We start from the raw sequence: 19,943 nt of genomic DNA, 5'->3' as shown, positions 1-19,943 counted from the left end.
GACGGCTTCCGGCGGCGCGTACGACGCGCCGCCAATGACCAGTCAATGCTAGCAATAGGAAACCGACATGGTTGATACAACAGTCATCTTGCTCGGTGTGGTCATGTTCACCGTGATCATCATCGGTCTGACGGCAGTGATCCTGGCCGCCCGCAGCAAGCTCGTCAGCACCGGGGACGTGACCATCGAGGTCAACGGCGATCCCGAGCACACCCTGACCACCCAGGCCGGCGGCAAGCTGCTCAATACCCTGGCTGCCAACGGCATCTTCCTGTCCTCCGCCTGCGGTGGCGGCGGTTCATGCGCGCAGTGCCGCTGTCGCGTGGAGGAGGGCGGTGGTTCCATCCTGCCCACCGAGGAATCTCACTTCACCCTGCGCGAGAAGAAGGACGGCTGGCGCCTGTCCTGCCAAGTGCCGGTGAAGCAGGACATGAAGATCGAGGTCCCCGAGGAGGTCTTCGGCGTCAAGAAGTGGGAATGCGAGGTCATCGAGAACCCCAACGTTGCCACCTTCATCAAGGAACTCAATCTGCGCCTGCCCGAGGGCGAGGAAGTGGCCTTCCGCGCCGGGGGCTACGTGCAGCTGGTGGCGCCGGCGTACGACATCAAGTTCTCCGACTTCGACATCGAAGAGGAGTATCGTGGCGACTGGGAGAAGTTCGGCCTGTTCAACGTCTCCCACAAGAACACCGAGGAGGTCATCCGCGCCTACTCGATGGCCAACTATCCGGAAGAGAAGGGCATTCTCAAGTTCAACATCCGGATCGCCACTCCGCCGCCCAACACCAGTCATCCGCCCGGCCTGATGTCTACCTATGTCTTCAATCTGAAGCCGGGTGACAAGGTCACGGTGATGGGGCCCTTCGGCGAGTTCTTCGCCAAGGACACCGACGCCGAGATGGTATTCGTGGGCGGTGGCGCCGGCATGGCGCCGATGCGCAGCCACATCTTCGACCAGCTCAAGCGCCTGGACACCAAGCGCAAGATCTCCTTCTGGTACGGGGCGCGCTCCTGGCGCGAGACCTTCTACAACGAGGAGTACGATCAGCTGGCCGAGGAGCACGACAACTTCGAGTGGCACCTGGCGCTCTCCGACCCGCAGCCCGAGGATAACTGGGAGGGGCCGACCGGCTTCATCCACAATGTCCTCTACGACATGTACCTCAAGGACCATCCGGCCCCCGAGGACTGTGAGTTCTACATGTGCGGGCCGCCCATGATGAATGCCTCCGTCATCAAGATGCTGCTGGATCTCGGGGTCGAGCCCGAGAACATCATGCTCGACGACTTCGGCGGCTGATCTCGTCCCTCGGCGACCTTCAGGGCTGGCCCATGGGCCAGCCCTGATCAGTTCCGCCGCCCGATATGTCGATTTCTCAGGGTCGGCATATCAGGCGACGGATCCCGGGGATCACGGCGTTCCTTGTCGTGGTCTCAGGGGTAGGCACCCTATCAGCGATAGCATCGGAGCATCCTATGAGCACCTTTCTCGTGGTACTGGCCTTCATGGTGGTCATCATGGCCGCCATGGCGGTGGGCGTGATCATTGGCCGCAAACCCATCGAGGGATCTTGCGGCGGCCTCAACAAACTCGGTTTGAAAGAAGGTTGTGAGGTCTGTGGTGGCAAGGATGAGGTCTGCGAAGAAGAGAACCGCAAGCGGCAGGGCAGCGCGCGTCGCCTCAGCGACGAAAGCAGAGGGGCAGACCTGGGCTACGACGCGACCAGGCGCTAGTCCGTCCCCATTGCGGCGAGGCGCCCCCTAGTCGCGTCCTCTCAACTCCCCCACGGCGGCCGCCTCAAGAGCGGCCGCCTGACTTTGGGGGTAGCGAACGGCGGCTTTCACCTCCTGCCCGTCGGCCACGCCACTCCCCGCTCCTCCTCACTTTTCACTTCCTGACTCCCCGCTCATCATCTCCTCCGACGACGTTGCTCGGAGCCGTATCGGAAAAGCAGACGCTGCGCCGCCTAGTGGCATCGGATCACGAGGTTGAGAAAACTCATCCGTCCGTTGAGTTCCGGCTTAGTCACTGGGTTAGGGCGCGCGATCCATGCATATTCAGTAACACACGTAACAATATGTGATTTGGAAAAACTCTTTCTTTTCTCAGCACTTATATCATCCTCTTTCGTTCCTTCTGCCATGATGCGTCGATGAAAAAAATGGTATGCGCATAATCTCCGAGTGGAATGTAATCTTGTGTATGCAAAGGTTAATTTGATGTATGAAACGTGTTGCCGTGTAGTTGAGTGGAGACTCACTCTGCACCAGTTGTGTGCTGCCTTGGGAAAGGTTTGCTTTCCCAGTGGCGGTAGCGTGGCCTGAAGGACCAGCCTTGGCTGTCAATATCTTCCAGAGCATGTCGTGCTTGTCCCTGGTGTCGTTGCCCGGTGTCGTGAAAGTCCTGCGATCCGTCGGACATTCCGTTGGTGCCACCCGAGGTATGCCATGAATCAGATCAGCCGTTACTTGGGCGGGCAACCGGAAGGGGATGAAAAGGATGTCGATCTCGGTCGTATCCTGAGGGTATTGATTGACCATAAGTGGTTGATACTCTTAATCACCGTCCTGTTCTTCATTGTCGGTTTCTTTTATGCGGCCTTGTCGACGCCGGTTTATCGAGGCGATGCGCTGGTCCAGATCGAGAAGCGCTCGTCGGTCAACACCCTGGGGGATCTGGATACTCTCATGGGCGGGGAGCAGCAAAACTCCACGGTCGAAGTCGACATACTGCGCTCGCGCATGGTGCTGGGGCGCGTGGTGGAGCGCACCGATCTCGATACCATCGTCACCCCCCGCCGGCTGCCTATCGTCGGTGAGTACATTCAACGGGAAGGCATCCCGAGACCGGAGATCGACGACATTCCGGGTCTCCATGCCTTTTCCGAACGGTTCGGCGAGTTCCTGCCGGATTCGCTGGACATCGAGGCCGCCGTATGGGGAGACGAGCACATCGAGGTAGGGCTTCTCGAAGTCTCGGATCGCTTGCGGGGGCAGGTCCTGACCCTCACGGTGCTCGGCCCGAGCCGCTATCGGATTGCCTTTGGCGATACCATGCTGGGCCAGGGGATAGTCGGGGAGGGGAGCGTTTACCTTGATGGCGAGATTACGCTTCGGGTCGCCGATATCCAGGCCCCGGCGGGTGCAGAATTCACGCTCCTCAAGATTCCCCAGGCTGCCGCTGTCGCGTCACTGGCCGGGAGGCTCTCGGTGACCGAGAGCGGCGGGGGCAGGAATGGCAATGCGGGGATGTTGCGCCTGAACCTGACTGGCCCGGAACGGGAGGAGGTCCGCCAATCGCTCGATGCCATCAGCGAGACCTTTCTGATGCAGAACGTCGAGCGGCAATCGGCTCAGCTGGATCAGAGCCTGGCCTTCCTGGAGGAGCAGTCGCCGGAACTCCGGGCACAGCTGTCCAGCGCCGAAGACGAGCTCAACGACTATCGCGTGAAGACGGACAGCGTCGACCTGAATACCGAGTCTCAGTCGGTGATCACGCAGCTGATCGAGCTCGAAAAGCAATTGAGCGGACTGGAATTCCAGGAGGCCGAACTGGCGCAGCGCTTCACGCCCAGTCATCCCTCCTACCAGGCATTGTTACGCCAGAAGCGCTACCTGCGGGAGGAGCGTGCGGCGCTCGAGGAGCGTATCGACGAGATGCCTGCCGCCCAGCAGGAAATCGTGCGGCTGACCCGTGATGTGGAAGTCACCCAGGCCATCTACGTGAACCTGTTGAACCGCTCCCAGGAGCTTCAGCTCGCCAAGGCCGGCACGATCGGTAATGTGCGCATCATCGACAAGGCTCAGGTGGCCGGCAGCCCGATAGCGCCCAACTCGCCGGTGATCGTCATGGTGGCCACGGTGATGGGGCTGGGATGCGCGGTGATGCTGGTACTGCTCCGGGCGTTCTTCAATCGGGGAGTAGAGGGGCCCGAGCAGCTCGAAGACCTCGGACTACCGGTCTATGCGACGGTCCCCCTCTCCGACGACCAGTTGAAACTGGTTAGACGGATCAAGCATCGTCGCGACAAGAATTCGAGTGTCGTCTTCAAGGGAATCCTGGCCACGCTCAATCCTACCGACACGGCGATCGAGTCGCTGCGGGGGCTGAGAACCAGCCTGCACTTCGCGATGCTGGAAGCTCGCAACAACTGCATCATGATCAGCGGTCCCAGCCCGGGGATCGGCAAGAGCTTCGTCACCGTCAACCTGGCGGTAGTATGCGCGCAGGCGGGACATCGCGTACTGATCATCGATGCCGATATGCGCAAGGGCCACGTCCATCAGGCCTTCGGCCAGCGCTCGGGAAAGGGGTTGTCCGATGTGCTGTCGGGAGACAGTCACTGGCAGGATGCCCTGCGCGAGACAGGGATAGACGGGTTGTCGTATATCTCGCGGGGCATGGTACCGCCGAACCCTTCTGAACTGTTGATGCAGGATCGTTTCCATGTGCTCGTTGAGCAGCTCAGTGCTCAATACGACTTGGTGATCGTCGATACGCCTCCTGTCATGGCCGTAACCGATGCGGCGATCGTGGGCAAGGTGGTGGGCACCAATCTGATGGTGGCGCGTTATCAGAGAAACTCTCCCAAGGAAATCAATATGGCGATACGTCGCCTGGAGAACGCGGGCGTGGAAGTGAGAGGCTTCATCCTTAATGCTATCGAAAGCAGCGCGGCAGCCAGCTACTGCTACGGATATTACAATTACTCCTATAAATAGCTTTATCCTCGTGGAGTTTTAAAAATAATGATAGGAAGTCTGAGAGAGCTTTATCATTTGCTTAGCCGTAGCCAAAGAAGGCAGCTTTTTCGGCTTCAGGTCTTGGTTGTCTTGATGTCGTTCACGGAAATTCTGTCTGTCGCTTCTATCGGCCCGTTCATGGCCATGGTCGGTGATATCGAGCAGTTGCAGGGCGAAGGGTGGCTGGCGAGAAGCTATGAGCGTAGCGGCGTAGCCACTCCCGAGGACTTTCTTTTCCTAGTGGGAGGAACCGTGCTCCTGGTGCTAGTGATGGCAGGACTGACTTCCATGTACACGACCTGGCGCCTCAATCTCTACAGTGAGTTTGTGGGAGCTGAACTGGCCAGTCGACTTTACCGTCTCTATATGCACAAACCATGGCTCTATCACGCCAGTGGAAGCAGCAGCTATCTGACCAAACAGGTCGCCCAGGAATCTCAGCGGGTGACCTCAGGGATTCTCAGGCCCCTGATGGAAATGAATGCCAAGCTGGTGTTGGTATTTTTTATGTCGCTGGCCATGTTTTTTTATAACCCAATGGTCGCTACGGTCGGCACTGCGATTTTTGTGATCGCCTACCTGACTCTATATAACACGGTTAGGAGAAGGCTTGCGCACAATGGTAAGTCAATATCAGCGTCACAAAACTTCCGGTACAAGCTTATGGCGGAGGGTTTCGGGGGGATAAAAGATGTTTTGCTGCTGGGGCGTCAGAGACTCTTTTGCACTCGCTTCGACAGTGCCAGCATGGGATTGGCCAGAGCGCAGGGAACGAATCAGGCGCTCAAGCATGCTCCTCGCTATGCGATGGAGATCGTGGCTTTCGGTGCGGTGATTTCACTGGTGCTTTACTTGCTGAAGGCACACCAGGGCAATATTGGCTCCATTCTTCCCGTGCTCTCCATCTATGCACTGGCCGGTTTCAAGCTCTTGCCTGCCTTGCAGCAGACTTACTCCAGCGTATCCAGTATTCGAGGGAACCTTGCCGCTTTCGAGGCAATTCGAGAGGACCTATGGGCCAGCCAGGATACTGGCCTCAATCACCAGGCACTTCACAGTGCCCGAGACCAACTAGGGGCTGTGCCAGTACTAGTTCCAAAGCGGGATATTGTCCTGGATGACGTGACTTTCCACTATCCTGGTAAATCCGAGGTGGCTCTGGACCGGTTCTCGTTGACGATTCATGCAAATCAGGTCATCGGGTTGGTGGGCGCCTCAGGTTCGGGAAAGTCCACGGCGATCGATCTCATCATAGGATTGATTACTCCACAAGACGGTAGGATATTGATAGATGACACTCCCCTGGATGTGCACAACATGCGGGCCTGGCAGAACTCCGTGGGATTCGTGTCTCAGAGTATCTTCCTAGCCGATTCCAGTATTCGCGAGAATATCGCCTTCGGTCTCCCGCCTGAGGAAATCGATGAAAAATGGGTCGAGCGTGCGGTAGAGCTGGCCCATCTAAAGGAACTGATCGCCGAACTTCCCGAGGGGCTGGATACGCGTGTCGGCGAGCGCGGTGTCCAGCTCTCCGGTGGACAGCAACAGCGAATTGGTATCGCTCGTGCGCTCTATCACGACGCCCAGGTACTGATCCTGGACGAGGCGACCAGCGCCCTGGATGGCATTACCGAAAGGATGATCATGGATGCGATCCATGACTTTTCCGGTACCAAGACCATCGTCATGGTCGCGCATCGCCTGGCCACGGTACAGCAGTGCGATCGCATCTACCTGTTGAGTCACGGACGCGTGGTGGACGAGGGCGACTACGCCAGCCTGATCAGCAGCAACGACGTCTTCCGGCGCATGGCGCAACACGCGTGACCGGGACATAGTGAGTCCACCATCACGGCGAGAGGCGAGAATGAACCTGAGAGGCAAGAAAGTGCTGGTCACGGGGGCCGACGGTTTCATCGGCTCGCACCTCACGGAAGCTCTGGTCGCACAGGGTGCCGACGTCAAGGCGTTCGTGATGTACAACTCCTTCAACTCCTGGGGATGGCTGGACCAGTGCGATCCTCGAGTACGCCGGCAACTGGAGGTGTTCGCGGGCGATATTCGCGATGCCCACGGCGTCCGCGAGGCCATGCGGGGCTGTGATGTGGTGTTCCACCTGGCCGCGCTGATCGCCATTCCGTACTCGTATCATTCGCCGGCCACCTATATCGACACCAACATCAACGGCACCCTGAATATCGTGCAGGCCGCCCGAGAACTCGAGGTCGAGAGAGTGGTGCATACCTCCACGAGCGAGGTCTACGGTACCGCCCGCCAGGTGCCCATCGACGAGGAACATCCGCTTCAGGGGCAGTCACCCTATGCGGCGTCCAAGATCGGCGCCGATCAGATGGCCCTGTCCTTCCAGCGGTCTTTTGCCACCCCGGTGGCGGTGATTCGTCCGTTCAACACCTACGGGCCTCGCCAGTCCGCGCGTGCCGTAATTCCGACCGTCATTACCCAGATCGCCAGTGGTCGCGAGCGAATTCACCTGGGGGCCTTGCACCCCACCCGGGACTTCAACTTCGTGGCCGACACCGTGGCGGGTTTTCTGCGCGTGGCGCAGTGCGACGCCGCCGTGGGCGAGGTGATCAATGTCGGCAGCGGGTTCGAGATCAGCATCGGCGACACCGTGGGCCTGATCGCCGAACTGATGGGACGCGAGATCGTCATCGATACCGACGCGCAGCGCCTGCGACCGCGTGACAGCGAGGTGGAGCGCCTAGTGGCCGGCACCGACAAGGCCGCCCGGCTGTTGGGCCACGCGCCGGCGCACGCTGGACGCGACGGCCTGCGTCGGGGGCTCGAGGCGACCATCGCCTGGTTCGAAGACCGCGACAACTTGGCCTGCTACAAGGCGGATCGCTATAACCTCTAGCGGCCATAGCCACCGGAAGGAGAGGAGGCAAGGTGAAGGAATTCTGCGTGGTGGGAGGCGGGGGCCATGCCCGGGTGCTGGTACAGGCGCTGCATCGGCTGGGCCATCGGGTCCGTGGCTATGTGTCGTTGCGCGATGAGGGGCCGGTGATGGGCGTGCCCTATCTGGGCCGCGACGGCGACGTGTCCGAGGTGGTGGCGACGTTGCCGGGACTGGTGGCCCTGGGCGTGGGCAAGATCGCCATCGTCACACCGCGCCTGGCGATTCTCGAGGCCTATCAGGCTCAGGGGCTGCAGTTTCCGGTGATTCAGTCGAGCGGTGCCATCGTCCATGAGGGGGTGAGCCTGGGGGCCGGCAGCGTGGTGCTGGATGGCGCCGTGGTGGTGACGGGCAGCCGGCTGGGGCGAGCCTGCATCGTGAATACCAACGCTACGGTCGATCACGACTGCCGGCTAGGCGACGACATCCACCTGGCCCCGGGGGCGACCCTGAGCGGAGGCGTCGAGATCGGCGATCGCTGCATGGTCGGCACCGGGGCCAGCCTGATCCATGCCGTGAGCGTGTGCGCGGACTGCCTGATCGGCGCCGGCGCCACCGTGGTGCACGACATCGTCACACCAGGCACCTACGTCGGCACGCCCGCCAGGAGAATCGCATGAACGATCCCGCTGCCACCTTCGTGATCGCCGAAGCCGGCGTCAATCACAACGGTTCGCTGGAGATGGCCATCGAGCTGGTGGATGCCGCCGCTCGCTGCGGAGCCGATGCCGTCAAGTTCCAGACCTTCAAGGCCGACGGCCTGGTGACACGACACGCCGCCAAGGCAGCCTACCAACGGCAGTCGACGCCGCAGGCTGACACCCAGTACGCCATGCTGAAGGCGCTGGAGCTCGGCGAGGAGGAGTTCGTACGGATCCACGCCCACTGTCGGCAACGGGGCATCGAGTTCCTCTCCAGCGCCTTCGACACCGTTAGCGCCGCCTTCCTCGACGGCCTCGGCATGCGGGCGTTCAAGATCCCGTCGGGAGAGATCACCAACGTTCCCCTGCTCGACTGCATCGGCGGCTTCGGCAAGCCGGTGATCCTGTCGACCGGGATGTGCTACCTGGCGGATGTCGAGACGGCCTTGCGACGCCTCGAGGCGGCCGGTGCCGGGGAGGTCACGGTGCTGCACTGCGTGACCGAGTATCCCGCGCCCTATGACCAGATCAACCTCTCGGCGATGCGCGCGCTGGCGGCGCTGGGCGTGAGGGTAGGCTACTCCGATCACACCGCGGGCATCGAGATCCCCATCGCCGCGGTGGCCATGGGCGCCGGGGTCATCGAGAAGCACTTTACCCTGGATACTCGCCTACCGGGGCCGGATCACGCCGCCTCCCTGGCCCCCGACGACTTCGCGCGCTTGGTGACGGCCATCCGGCATGTCGAGAGCGCCCGCGGCGACGGACGCAAACGGCCGGCGCCCTGCGAGCTGCCCAATCGCGAGGTGGTGCGCAAGAGCATCGCCGTTCAGCGCCCCATCGAGGCCGGCGAGGTCATCACCCTCGAGCACCTGGCGCTCAAGCGGCCCGGTTCGGGGCTGTCGCCGAGCCTGCTGGACAGTGTGGTCGGGCGCCGAGTGCGGCGGGCGATCGAGGTCGACGAACTGCTCGATTGGGGAGACCTGGCATGACGGCGCGTCGCCTCTGGGTACTGACGACGACCCGTGCGGACTATGGGCTCCTCTATTGGCTGCTGCGCGAGATCGACGAGGACCCCGATCTGGCGTTGATGCTGGCGGTCAGCGGATCCCACCTGTCCCCGGAATTCGGCTATACCGCCAGCGAAATCGAGCGCGACGGCTTTGCGATTCATCGGCGCCTGGAGGTGCTGCTGTCGGCGGACAGCCGCACGGCGATGACCAAGGCCATGGGCCTGGCCATGCTGGCCTGTGGCGATGCCCTCGCCGAGGATCGGCCCGACATGGTGGTGCTGCTCGGCGATCGCTTCGAGATCGTGCCGGCCGCGCTCGCGGCGGTGGTCCATGGCATCCCCCTGGTGCACCTCCACGGTGGGGAAACCAGCCGCGGCGCGCTGGACGAGTACTTTCGCCATGCGGTGACCAAGCTCGCCAATATCCATTTCCCGGCCACCGAGATCTATCGGCGGCGCATCCTGCAGATGGGTGAGGCTCCTGGGCGAGTCTTCAACTATGGATCCCTTGGACTGGATCACCTGCATCGCAGCGAGCCGGTCAGCCGCGAGGCGCTGGCGGAGGTGCTGGGCCTGTCGCTCGATCGCCCCACGGCCATCGTCACCTATCACCCGGTGACCAGCGAGCCGGACCACGGCCGAGGCTCCCAGGTGGCCGAGCTGCTCGAGGCCCTCGAAGCCCATGAGGGACTGCAGGTGGTCTTCTCCAAGGCCAATGCCGATACCCGGGGGCGCGCCATCAATGCGCACCTGGCCGAGTGGTGCGCCGCCCACTCCGAACGCAGCCGGCTGTTCGACAACCTGGGGACTCGCTATTTCCACGGTTGCCTGCGGCATGTCGATCTGATGATCGGTAACTCTTCCAGTGGCCTGGTCGAGGCCCCGTCGTTCCGTCTGCCGGTGGTGAACGTGGGCTCGCGGCAGGAGGGGCGCCTGGCCGCCGACAATGTCATCTCGGTGGTCAACGAGGTAGTGGCGATCCGCCACGGCATCGAGCGCGCCCTGAGTCCGGCGTTTCGTGATGGGTTGGCCGGGCTGGCCAATCCCTACGACCGCTTCGGTGACGGCGGGACCTCGCGGCGCATCAAGGACACGCTGAAGTGCCTTCCCCTGGAGCCGGGGCTGGTTAAGAAAGGCTTCGTCGACATGACAGCGATGGTCGGGAACCACCCGGAGGGGGCAAGCCAATGTTCGAGTCACTCTTGATCGACGAGCAGCACAGGGTTCTGGAGGCGTTGCACCAGTTGGAGGAGACTCGACGCAAGATCCTCTACGTGATCACCGAGGACGGCCGACTGGTGGGAACGCTGACCGATGGCGACGTTCGCCGCTGGATCCTGGGCGGAGGCAAGCTGGATGGCGTGGTCGGGGCGGTCTGCAATCGCTGCCCCTATTCCGTCGAGGCCGGCTATCGCCTGGACGATCTCAAGCGCGTCATGACGGAACGCAAGATCACCTCGGTGCCGGTGCTGGATGACGCCGGTCGTGTCGTGGATGTGTTGTTCGGCGATGGCCTGGTCGAGGTCGGCAGCGACAGTCGCCAGGAGGCGCTGCTGGGCATGCCGGTGGTGGTGATGGCGGGAGGCAAGGGCACCCGGCTGGCGCCCTTCACCAGCGTCCTGCCCAAGCCGCTGATCCCCATCGGCGACAAGACGGCCATCGAGGTGATCATCGAGTCCTTCGCCGCTTGCGGCGTCGATGATTTCTACCTGTCGGTCAATTACAAGTCGAAGCTGATCCAGGCCTACTTCGAGGAGCTGGCGCCGTCCTATCGCCTGCACTACGTCCATGAGGACAAGCCGCTGGGCACGGGGGGCGGCCTGCGTACCCTGGCCGGGCGCCTCGAGGGCGACCTCATCGTCACCAACTGCGATGTGATCATCAAGGCGGACTATCATGACCTGGTCGACCACCATGTCAGGGAGAACAACGATATCACCATGGTGGTCTCGCTTCGTCACTATGACATTCCCTACGGCATCTGCGACATCGTCGACAATGGCCAACTCTGTGCCATGCGCGAGAAGCCGCAGTATCACTTCCTGGTGAATACCGGCCTGTACGTTCTCAAGTCGTCCGTGCTCGAGATGATTCCCGAAGACCAGTTCTACCACCTCACCGAGCTGATCGACGACGTCAAGCGCCACGGCGGGCGCGTTGGTGTCTATCCGATCAGCGACAAGGCCTGGCTGGACACCGGCGAGTGGCAGCAGTACTGCGACACCATGGCCCAGCTGCGCTCGTGATGCCTTCCATGGCGTGATTTCCGCTTCTTTCAAGGTAACGACCATGATCGACCATCAGAGAGTCGTGGCAGTGATTCCGGCACGCGGTGGTAGCAAGACCGTTCCCGGCAAGAACCTGCGTGAACTGGCAGGCAAGCCGTTGATCGCCTGGACGCTCGAACTGGCCGCGAGCATTCCGGAAATCGACCGGGTGATCGTCTCGACCGACAGTGGTGAAATCGCCGAGGTTGCCCGCGCGCAAGGTGCCGAGACGTATCTGCGACCCGCCTCCCTGGCCACGGATACCGCGCTGGTGCTGGATGCGGTGCTCGACCTGTCGTTGCGACTGGGCGAGGAAGGGGAGAACGCGCCCTACGGGCTGCTTCTCGAGCCCACTTCGCCATTCCGGCGCCGAGGGGATGTGTTGGCTTGCCTGGCACGACTTCACCGGGACGAGCTGGACTCGGTCGCCACCTTCAAGCCTGCCGATCTCAATCCGCATCGAGCCTGGCGCATTCAGGAAGGCGCCCCGGAGTGCTTCGTCGAGGGCAGCGTGCCCTGGCTGCCGCGTCAGCAGTTGCCGGAGGCCTATCAGCTCAGCGGCGAGGTCTATGCCTTTCGCCTCGACCGGCTGGCGATGTCGAGCCACGGCCTGTTGTTCGGCCGCACCGGGGCGGTGATCGTGGATGGACAGGCGTCCCTGGATATCGATGACGAGCGCGATTTCCGGCTCGCCGAACTCATCTCGCGGGAGGGATACCATGCCTCGATCTCTGCATGAGCTGCTCGACCTGAGCGGACGCACGGCGCTGATCAGCGGTGGCGCCGGGCACCTGGGCAGCGCCATGGCCGAGGCTCTGGCCGAACTCGGCGCCAGCGTGGTGTTGGCCGGTCGCGATGTTGGCCGCTGCGAGACGATGCTTGCGCGGCTCACCGACATCGCTCCCGACGGCCACCACCGGGCGCTGGCGCTGGACGTCACCGACCGCGACTCGGTGCGGCGCTGCGTGGAGGCGCTGCAGGCCGACGCCGGCCTCGACATCCTGGTCAACAACGCCTGGTCCGGTCGCAAGAACAGCTGGCAGAGCATCGAGGAGGACGACTGGTATCACGATGTCGATATCAGCCTCAATTCGGTCTTCCGCATGGTCAAGCGTTGCTATCCGCTGCTGCGAGAGCGCTCTGGCTGTATCGTCAACATCGCCTCCATGTACGGGCACGTGGCACCCGACTACCGGCTCTACGAGGGCACCGATCATGCCAATCCGCCCAGCTACGGCGCGGCCAAGGCCGGGGTCCTGCAGTTCACGCGCTATCTGGCGAGCTTTCTGTCATCCGACGGGATTCGTGTCAACGCCATCAGCCCCGGCGCCTTCCCGCATGCCGTCACTCAGGAGAATCGCGGCTTCATGGAACGGTTGGAGCACAAGGCGCCGGCGGGGCGGCTGGGGCAGCCGGAGGACCTGAAAGGAGCCATCGCGCTGCTGGCCAGCGATGCCGGTGCCTATATCACCGGACAGAATCTTTGCGTGGATGGCGGTTGGGCGATTTGGTGATTGACCGCCTCACCCGATGTTGGCGCACGCCCGTGATGGACCTGGAGAAGCGCATGAAAGTCTGTTTGGTCAATGACACGTCCGATGATCCCAACTGGGGGGCAAGAGCCACTTCCTGGGCCTTGCGCGAGCTGATACGGGAAGCGGGGGGACACGTTACCTCGACCCTCTATCAGTATCGCATCGGGCTCCCACAGCGGGACGATATCGTGGATGGCCGGGCCGATGACGAGGTGAGCGGCGAGATCGACGATATTGCGCCGACGTGCTGGAGGGAGTTCGAGGAATGCGCGCTGAGCGTCATGGACGGCGCGGCGTTCCCGGTCATCGGTAAGGCGCTGACCGACTGCGATGTAGTGCTGATCAACGGCGAGGGCTGCATCTATGATCGGACGCGCCAGAGCCGCATGATCTTCTTCATCGCTTACCTGGCGAGGCGCTTCTTTGACAAGCCCACGGCGCTGGTCAATCACAGCATCGTCATGAACGATCCGATATTGACCGACATCGCCCGGCACGTCTATCCGCTGCTCGATGACATCGTGTTTCGCGAGCCCGACTCGGCACGGGCGTGCCCGGTGAGGCTAGGCAGGGTGGCGGCCGATGCCGCCTATCGCTATCGGCCCGAGGCGGTCGAGCGGTGGTGGCCCCCGACGGCCGCCGCCAACGGTCAGTCGCGCCCCCAGCTGGAGGGGACGTTCGACCCACATAGGCCCTATGCCTGCGTCGGCGGCGGTTCTGTGTACTTCCGGGACCTCAAGCCCGGCTACGACGCCATTCCCGGCCTCGTCCGACTCTGTCGGCAGTTGCAGGCCCGCGTCGGTCAGGTGTTGTTGACCGCCTCATCGGCCAAGGATCTTCGCCTGCTCGAGCCGGTCGCGGAACGCCTGGCGCTGCCGATGGCCGGGGCCGAGTTGCCCGTCCAGACCGCGGTGAACCTGATCGGCAACGCGCGCGTCTACGTCGGTGCCCGCTGGCACCCCAGCATCTTCGCGCACCGTGGCGGTACGCCAGTGATCGCCCTGAGCCGGCACACGCCCAAGATGAATGCCTTCCTCAGGCAGGCTGGCCTGCCGACCAGCGAGCTGGATCCGTTCGCCCTCGAGGAGCAGCTCGACGAGGTGATGGCCCGGGTCGATGGCCAACTGGCGGTAGGTGAGCCGCTCCGGGAAGGCCTGAAGGCCAAGGCGGAAGGCCTGGGCGACACCGTGGATGAGAACGTGCGGTTGCTCACCTCACGCCTGGCCGCCTGTTCCTGAATTCGCGACCTTTACTGGCGGAGAGTCCCTTTTATGGTCACGCGCGTCGGCATCCTGGGCATGAGCGAGGGTAACGGCCATCCGTACTCTTTCTCGGCGATCATCAACGGCTACCATGACGAAGGCCTGCGCGCGGCCGGCTGGCCAGGTATCTACGACTACGTGAGGCGGCGCCATGGCTCCGAGTTTGGTGTGGGCGACCTGCGCGTGACCCATGCCTGGACGCAAGACCCTGAACAGACAGCATCGCTGTGTGCCGCCTGTCGAATTCCTTGTGCCGTGATCCATCCCGACGAGTTGCTTGGCGAGGTCGACGCCGTGATCATCGCGCGAGACGATCATGCCTCGCATAGACCTCTGGCCGCCCCATTCCTGGAAAGTGGTGTTCCGGTCTTCATCGACAAGCCGCTGACGATGGATCTCGGAGAACTGCGCTACTTCTCTCCTTACATGGAGCGAGGCTTGCTGATGTCGTGCTCGGGTATGCGATATGCACGAGAGCTTGACACGTGGCGTGCTGGCCAAGTGGATCTCGGGGATCTGATGCTGGTGAGAGGAACCATTGTCAACGATTGGGAGCGCTATGGCGTGCATCTCCTGGACGCCATCCTGCCGCTGCTCGACTCTCGGCCGGTGGCGGTGCGGGCCCAGCCGGCGGCGCATGCGTCGCTCACGGTGACGATGTCGGATGGCGTGATGGTCCAGCTCGACGCGCTCGGCGACGTGCCTGGGATCTTCCGGGTCGAGCTCATGGGGGAGCGTCGGGTCGGCCGGTTCGACATCGTCGATAACTTCTCGATGTTCCGCCGTACCCTGTGGGAGTTCTGGCGCCAGATCGTCGAGGTGCGGCCCGCGATTCCCGTCGACGCGACGCTCGATGTCCTTCGCACCCTGATCGCCGGCCAGCGCGCGCTGCAAGACAGACAGGAGGTGGCACTGCATGACCTCGACATATCGTGAGCTGTTCGATCTCGATGGCCGCGTCGCCATCGTCACCGGCGGGCTGGGCATCCTGGGCCGGCACTGCTGTCGTGCCCTGGCCGAGTATGGCGCGCATGTGGTGGTGGTGGACCTGGATGGCGCGTCGGCCGAACGCTTCGCCGCCGAGCTCGCTCGGGAAACGGGCGTGGCCTGTCTCGGCCTGCACTGCGACGTGTCTTGCGAGGCGTCGGTCGAGGGCATGGTGTCCCAGGTGCTCGAGCATTTCGGGACCATCGATGTCCTGCACAACAACGCGGCCAGCAAGTCCGACGACCTCGAGGCCTTCTTCGCCCCCGTGGAGGACTACAGCCTCGACGAGTGGCGCAGGATCATGGCCGTCAATCTCGATGGCGTCTTCCTGGTGTCGCGCAGCGTGGGCCGTCGGATGATCGAGCAGGGCAGGGGCGGCAGCATCATCCATACCGGCTCCATCTATGGCCAGCTGGGCTGCGACCCGAGCATCTATGCCGGATCGGAATACCTGGGCGTCACCATCAACACGCCTCCCGTCTATGCCGCCTCGAAGGCCGGCGTCTCCGGATTGGCGCGCTATCTGGCGACCAGCTGGGCCGTGCATGGCATTCGCGTCAACACCCTGGTGCCGGGCGGCATGCAGAGTGGCCAGAACGCCGAGTTCGTCGCGCGATACTCACGGCGGGTTCCGATGAAACGCATGGGACGCCCCGAGGAGCTGGTGGGAGCACTGCTCTACCTGGCCTCGGACGCGTCCCACTATGTGACCGGGCAGTGCCTGTACGTCGATGGCGGCCTCAGCGCCTGGTGACAGGACACCCGACAAGGAAACCCTGACATGTCACAGCAGCTGACCATCGTGATGTACCACTATGTGCGTCCCCTGCGGGGGACGCGCTATCCGACGCTCAAGGCTCTGGAACTCGAACGCTTCCGCGGCCAGCTCGATTTCATCCAGCGTCACTACCGCGTGGTGAGCATGGAAGAGGCGATCGCCGCCTCCCGTGGCGACATCCGCCTGCCCGAGCGAGCCTTGCTGCTGACCTTCGATGACGGCTATCGGGATCACCACGAGCATGTGCTGCCCCTGCTGGCCGCCAGGGGCTGGAAGGGGAGTTTCTTTCCACCGGTATGCGCGGTACGGGAAGGTCGGGTGCTGGACGTCAACAAGATCCATTTCGTCCTCGCCAGCGGCGTCGACGAGCGGCGGCTGGTCGACGAGATACTGACGGAGCTGGAGGCCCATCGAGACGACCATGACCTGCCGGACAGGGGCGAGCTGTTTGCCGCCTATTCGCGGGAAAGTCGCTATGACGGCCCGGAAGTGACCTTCATCAAGCGCATCCTGCAGAAGGGGTTGCCGAGAGCCTTGCGCGAGCCCCTCATCGATCGCCTGTTCAAGCGCTTCGTGACCGAGGACGAGCGGGGATTCGCCGGGGAGTTGTACATGGGCGAGGGGGAGCTGAAGGAGCTGCATGCGGCCGGCATGACGATCGGCAGTCATGGCGATCGTCACCAGTGGTTGAATACCCTGACGCCCCAGCAGCAGCAGCGCGAGATCGACAACAGCCTGGCCTTTCTGACGAACCTGGGCGTGCCGGCGCAGGACTGGGTCATGTGCTACCCGTTCGGAGGCTACGACGACGGCCTGTTGCAACTGCTGCGAGCCAGGCAGTGTGCGCTGGCACTGACCGTCGAGGTCGGCATCGCGGATCTGGCCCACCAGGATCCCCTGCGACTGCCTCGGCTGGATACCAACGACCTGCCCGTCGCGGCGGATGCGCCGCCCGGTCACTGGACGCTCTCCGCCGGAGCGTTGTCTTCCTAGCGGCCGGCGGGACCTATCATGGGTACGACGTCAATCAGGGGATCGAGATGAGACCGATGATGCAGCTGATCGCCGACCTGGCGCCCTTGAATCGCGTTATCTGTTCCAGCGACTACGATGCCACCATCGCCTACCTCAAGGAAGTGCTTCCCTTTCGGGAGCTCACCTATCCCGCGGGCGATCGCTACAACGGCTGGGTGATTCCCCCCAAGTGGGACGTCAAGGCCGCCCACATCTATCACGAGGGCGAACTGATCTATGATGGGTGCTGGCATCCCATGGCGGTCATGGCCCTGTCGACGCCCTTTCGCGGGCGGGTGAGTCGGGAAGAGCTGCGCGAGCACCTGCACTTCGATCATCGCTTTGATGACCGGATTCCGTTCCACTTTCGCCAGTTGTTCACCAGCTGGAAGCGGGACTGGGGCTTCTGCGTCACCAGGGCCTTCTACGACTCTCTGCCTTCAGGCGACTACGATGTCCTCATCGAGACCGAAGAAGCCCCGGGGCCGTTGCGGGTGCTCGACTATCATCTGCCCGGACGACTCGACGAGACCATCGTCTTTGGCGCCAACCTCGATCACCCCGGGGTCGCCAACGACGGCATATCCGGGGTGGCGGTCGGAATCGCGCTTTTCGACTGGCTTCGTCGACAGGATGTGAAGTTCAGCTATCGACTGGTACTGTCGCCCGGCATCATGGGCAACGAGTACTATTTGGGCAGGATGCCGGCGGAGGAGAGATCCTTGCTGCTGGAAGGCGCCATGCTCGAGATGCTCGGCTCCCCGACCCCCTTGAACCTGCAGCTATCGAGAAGTCGAGCCAGTAATATCGAACTCGCCTTTCAGGACGTACTAGGCGAGAGCGATGCGGCGCATCGGGTCGGAGAGTTTGAGAGCCTGTTGCTGAATGATGAGTATATCTGGGAAGCCTATGGGGTGCCGATGTCGTCGCTGTCGCGTTTCCCCTATCCCGAATATCATACCGATGCGGATAATGTGGCCTTGATGGACGGGGACCGGCTTGAACAATCGCTGGGACTTGTGAAGAGAGCTATCAGTAATATCGAAACCTCGGCGGTAATCCAAAAGCGATTCCTGGGTAACATCTGTCTTTCGAATCCAAAGTATGACCTATATGTCGACCCGGGCCAGGCGGCTTTCGGGGATCAGTACGACGATATGCGCCGGCGCATGCGGCTGCTCATGGACACGGTGCCGACACTTTCACGTCCCGTGACGTCCGATCGGCTTTCTCGTCAGGTTGGGCTTCCGCTGGATATAGTGGAGAACTACTTGAAGAGATGGTACGAAAAAGGGCTTATCGATCTGCGATGACAAGATTATCGAGAAAGATCATGAGGATCCCATGACCATCATGGTGGAAAGTAGTCATGAGACATAAGAATAGTTTTAGAGCAGTGTTCCCGAATTTCATGAAAAGTATTCTAATTCCGAATGGGTGGAGACGCTTAGGAAGAGCTGATGTGTTGCTGGTCGGCCATGATTATCATTACAGCTACATTTACAATGGGCTTCTTTACAGTCCATTGATCGACAGCGTCAAAGAAGGTGTAGAAAGAAAAGGAGAGAAGTGCTCCATTATTCTTAAGTCGTTTAGCCTGTTGAAGCCTGGAGAGACTTTTTCTGAGGTGGCGAGTTTTAATAAATTATTTTCTGTTATTCTTTTTTTTAGATATTTTGGAAGATTGTCTCACCCCCTCAAGAGGCTGTCTTTTCGCATGGAAGTCAACTTCTGGAAAAAAGTGATAGAGACTACCGGAGCGAAGAGTGTCGTGGCGATTCAGCCAAGCGTTTCTCTGTGCAAAGCATCGAGGGAGTTAAACATAGAAGTCGCTGACTTGCAGCATGGGGTGATAACCGAGAATCATCCTTATTATGGGGAGCGCTTCAGGAAGGGCGATCCAGCGGATTATTTTCCGACCAGGTTTTTCGTCTGGTCTGATTCAGCTATGGAGGTTCTGCAAAGGTGGGAGAAGAAGGGAGCAGTCGTCAAAAGAATCTTCCATCCATGGGGGGAGAGGTTCTTGACGCCGTCGCTAGATGACCAGGTGGTTTTGGATGCAATTCAAAAATTACCGAAGTTCAATAATGAAAGACCCTGTGTTCTCGTAAGCTTGCAGTGGCAGTTGGAGGGCGTGGAAGATGTCCAGATTAAAGGGGATATCATGTTGAACTCCTTGTTGTCAGCCATTCTGAGTACGCATCATATTTACAATTGGTTCATTCGTCTGCACCCCGTTCAGCTGCATCAGGATTGCAAGGAGTCGACGGAAAAATTCTTGTTGGATAATTTCGGCAACCTTACGACCGTGGAGTGGAAGAAGGCGAGCTCCGCAGCGCTTCCGGCGCTGTTGAGGGTTTCGGATGTGCATATAACATATAGGTCGACAGTCGTGAGCGAAGCCAGCAGATTTGGTGTTAAAAGTGCTATTCTCGATCAAGAGATCAAGCAAGGTGGGGTGAGAGATTTTTATTACACGCATGAGCGGGATGCGGGGATGGCGTGCGTGGTAGAAAATACTGAGTCAGGGATTGTTTCATGGTTAGGAAAAGAGCTTTCTCCCAAGTATGCTCTGTCTTAATCAGTGAGGGCGAAAAGGATATGGAGTTTTATTTGAAATAATAGGTTTGTGTATTTTCAATATCAACTTAAAGGTTAGATGTCGGGTCCCGTGTGATTGACTACCCGCTTGGTAAATAACTCAGGACGCTTGGTCTGCCATTCTTTCATCATCGCAATCGGTGATTGATGGTGCAGCGCCTTCTGCGGGATGTGGTGATTGTACAG

At 61.1% G+C, this 19,943-nt stretch carries 17 protein-coding genes and 1 pseudogene; 17 read left to right on the top strand and 1 reads right to left on the bottom strand.

Annotated features, from left to right (window positions below):
* The first annotated feature begins 67 nt into the window (after positions 1 to 67).
* From nqrF to ACGTN6_RS19055, 17 genes are all read left to right on the top strand, one after another.
* Positions 68 to 1,300 carry an NADH:ubiquinone reductase (Na(+)-transporting) subunit F gene (nqrF, locus tag ACGTN6_RS19135; RefSeq protein WP_394594558.1) on the top strand — a complete coding sequence of 411 codons (1,233 nt, stop codon included), beginning with the start codon at positions 68 to 70 and terminating at the stop codon, positions 1,298 to 1,300.
* Positions 1,301 to 1,476: 176 nt separating this feature from the next.
* Entirely contained in the window at positions 1,477 to 1,734 is a 258-nt protein-coding gene (gene nqrM, locus ACGTN6_RS19130) for a (Na+)-NQR maturation NqrM (RefSeq protein WP_394594557.1), read from the top strand.
* Positions 1,735 to 2,448: 714 nt separating this feature from the next.
* A complete protein-coding gene (locus tag ACGTN6_RS19125) occupies positions 2,449 to 4,722 on the top strand; it encodes a polysaccharide biosynthesis tyrosine autokinase (RefSeq protein WP_394594556.1) in 2,274 nt (757 codons plus the stop codon).
* Positions 4,723 to 4,836: 114 nt separating this feature from the next.
* Positions 4,837 to 6,570, top strand: coding sequence for an ABC transporter ATP-binding protein (locus tag ACGTN6_RS19120; RefSeq protein ID WP_394594555.1), 1,734 nt, complete (start codon positions 4,837 to 4,839; stop codon positions 6,568 to 6,570).
* 40 nt (positions 6,571 to 6,610) lie between these two features.
* Entirely contained in the window at positions 6,611 to 7,621 is a 1,011-nt protein-coding gene (locus ACGTN6_RS19115; RefSeq protein WP_394594554.1) for an NAD-dependent 4,6-dehydratase LegB, read from the top strand.
* A gap of 32 nt (positions 7,622 to 7,653) precedes the next feature.
* The gene (locus tag ACGTN6_RS19110) at positions 7,654 to 8,280 is read left to right on the top strand and encodes a NeuD/PglB/VioB family sugar acetyltransferase (RefSeq protein ID WP_394594553.1); all 627 of its coding nucleotides are present in this window, start codon (positions 7,654 to 7,656) and stop codon (positions 8,278 to 8,280) included.
* Positions 8,277 to 9,293, top strand: coding sequence for an N-acetylneuraminate synthase (neuB, locus tag ACGTN6_RS19105; protein ID WP_394594552.1), 1,017 nt, complete (start codon positions 8,277 to 8,279; stop codon positions 9,291 to 9,293). Before ACGTN6_RS19110 ends, neuB begins: the two co-directional genes overlap by 4 nt.
* Positions 9,290 to 10,519 carry a UDP-N-acetylglucosamine 2-epimerase gene (gene neuC, locus ACGTN6_RS19100; RefSeq protein WP_394594551.1) on the top strand — a complete coding sequence of 410 codons (1,230 nt, stop codon included), beginning with the start codon at positions 9,290 to 9,292 and terminating at the stop codon, positions 10,517 to 10,519. The genes neuB and neuC overlap by 4 nt, the downstream gene beginning before the upstream one ends.
* Positions 10,501 to 11,559, top strand: a complete 1,059-nt coding sequence (locus ACGTN6_RS19095; protein ID WP_394594550.1) for a sugar phosphate nucleotidyltransferase — start codon at positions 10,501 to 10,503, stop codon at positions 11,557 to 11,559. The genes neuC and ACGTN6_RS19095 overlap by 19 nt, the downstream gene beginning before the upstream one ends.
* 43 nt (positions 11,560 to 11,602) lie before the next feature.
* On the top strand, positions 11,603 to 12,319 hold the full coding sequence (locus tag ACGTN6_RS19090; protein WP_394594549.1) for an acylneuraminate cytidylyltransferase family protein: 717 nt from the start codon (positions 11,603 to 11,605) through the stop codon (positions 12,317 to 12,319).
* On the top strand, positions 12,300 to 13,094 hold the full coding sequence (locus ACGTN6_RS19085) for an SDR family NAD(P)-dependent oxidoreductase (protein WP_394594548.1): 795 nt from the start codon (positions 12,300 to 12,302) through the stop codon (positions 13,092 to 13,094). Before ACGTN6_RS19090 ends, ACGTN6_RS19085 begins: the two co-directional genes overlap by 20 nt.
* 53 nt (positions 13,095 to 13,147) lie before the next feature.
* Complete coding sequence (locus tag ACGTN6_RS19080) at positions 13,148 to 14,353, top strand: polysaccharide pyruvyl transferase family protein (protein ID WP_394594547.1); 1,206 nt, start codon at positions 13,148 to 13,150, stop codon at positions 14,351 to 14,353.
* Between the two features lie 33 nt (positions 14,354 to 14,386).
* Positions 14,387 to 15,313, top strand: a complete 927-nt coding sequence (locus tag ACGTN6_RS19075; protein WP_394594546.1) for a Gfo/Idh/MocA family protein — start codon at positions 14,387 to 14,389, stop codon at positions 15,311 to 15,313.
* Positions 15,294 to 16,118, top strand: coding sequence for an SDR family NAD(P)-dependent oxidoreductase (locus tag ACGTN6_RS19070; protein ID WP_394594545.1), 825 nt, complete (start codon positions 15,294 to 15,296; stop codon positions 16,116 to 16,118). Before ACGTN6_RS19075 ends, ACGTN6_RS19070 begins: the two co-directional genes overlap by 20 nt.
* 27 nt (positions 16,119 to 16,145) lie before the next feature.
* The gene (locus ACGTN6_RS19065) at positions 16,146 to 17,135 is read left to right on the top strand and encodes a polysaccharide deacetylase family protein (protein WP_394594544.1); all 990 of its coding nucleotides are present in this window, start codon (positions 16,146 to 16,148) and stop codon (positions 17,133 to 17,135) included.
* Between the two features lie 56 nt (positions 17,136 to 17,191).
* Complete coding sequence (locus ACGTN6_RS19060; protein WP_394594543.1) at positions 17,192 to 18,469, top strand: DUF4910 domain-containing protein; 1,278 nt, start codon at positions 17,192 to 17,194, stop codon at positions 18,467 to 18,469.
* A gap of 56 nt (positions 18,470 to 18,525) precedes the next feature.
* A complete protein-coding gene (locus ACGTN6_RS19055; RefSeq protein WP_394594542.1) occupies positions 18,526 to 19,737 on the top strand; it encodes a hypothetical protein in 1,212 nt (403 codons plus the stop codon).
* Between the two features lie 74 nt (positions 19,738 to 19,811).
* Here the strand turns inward: ACGTN6_RS19055 and ACGTN6_RS19050 are convergent.
* Positions 19,812 to 19,943: pseudogene (locus ACGTN6_RS19050) on the bottom strand (IS481 family transposase); the annotation flags it as partial.

The organism is Halomonas sp. B23F22_20 (assembly GCF_043496985.1).
Classification (GTDB): domain Bacteria; phylum Pseudomonadota; class Gammaproteobacteria; order Pseudomonadales; family Halomonadaceae; genus Halomonas.
This window is presented reverse-complemented; position numbering and strand designations above follow the sequence as displayed.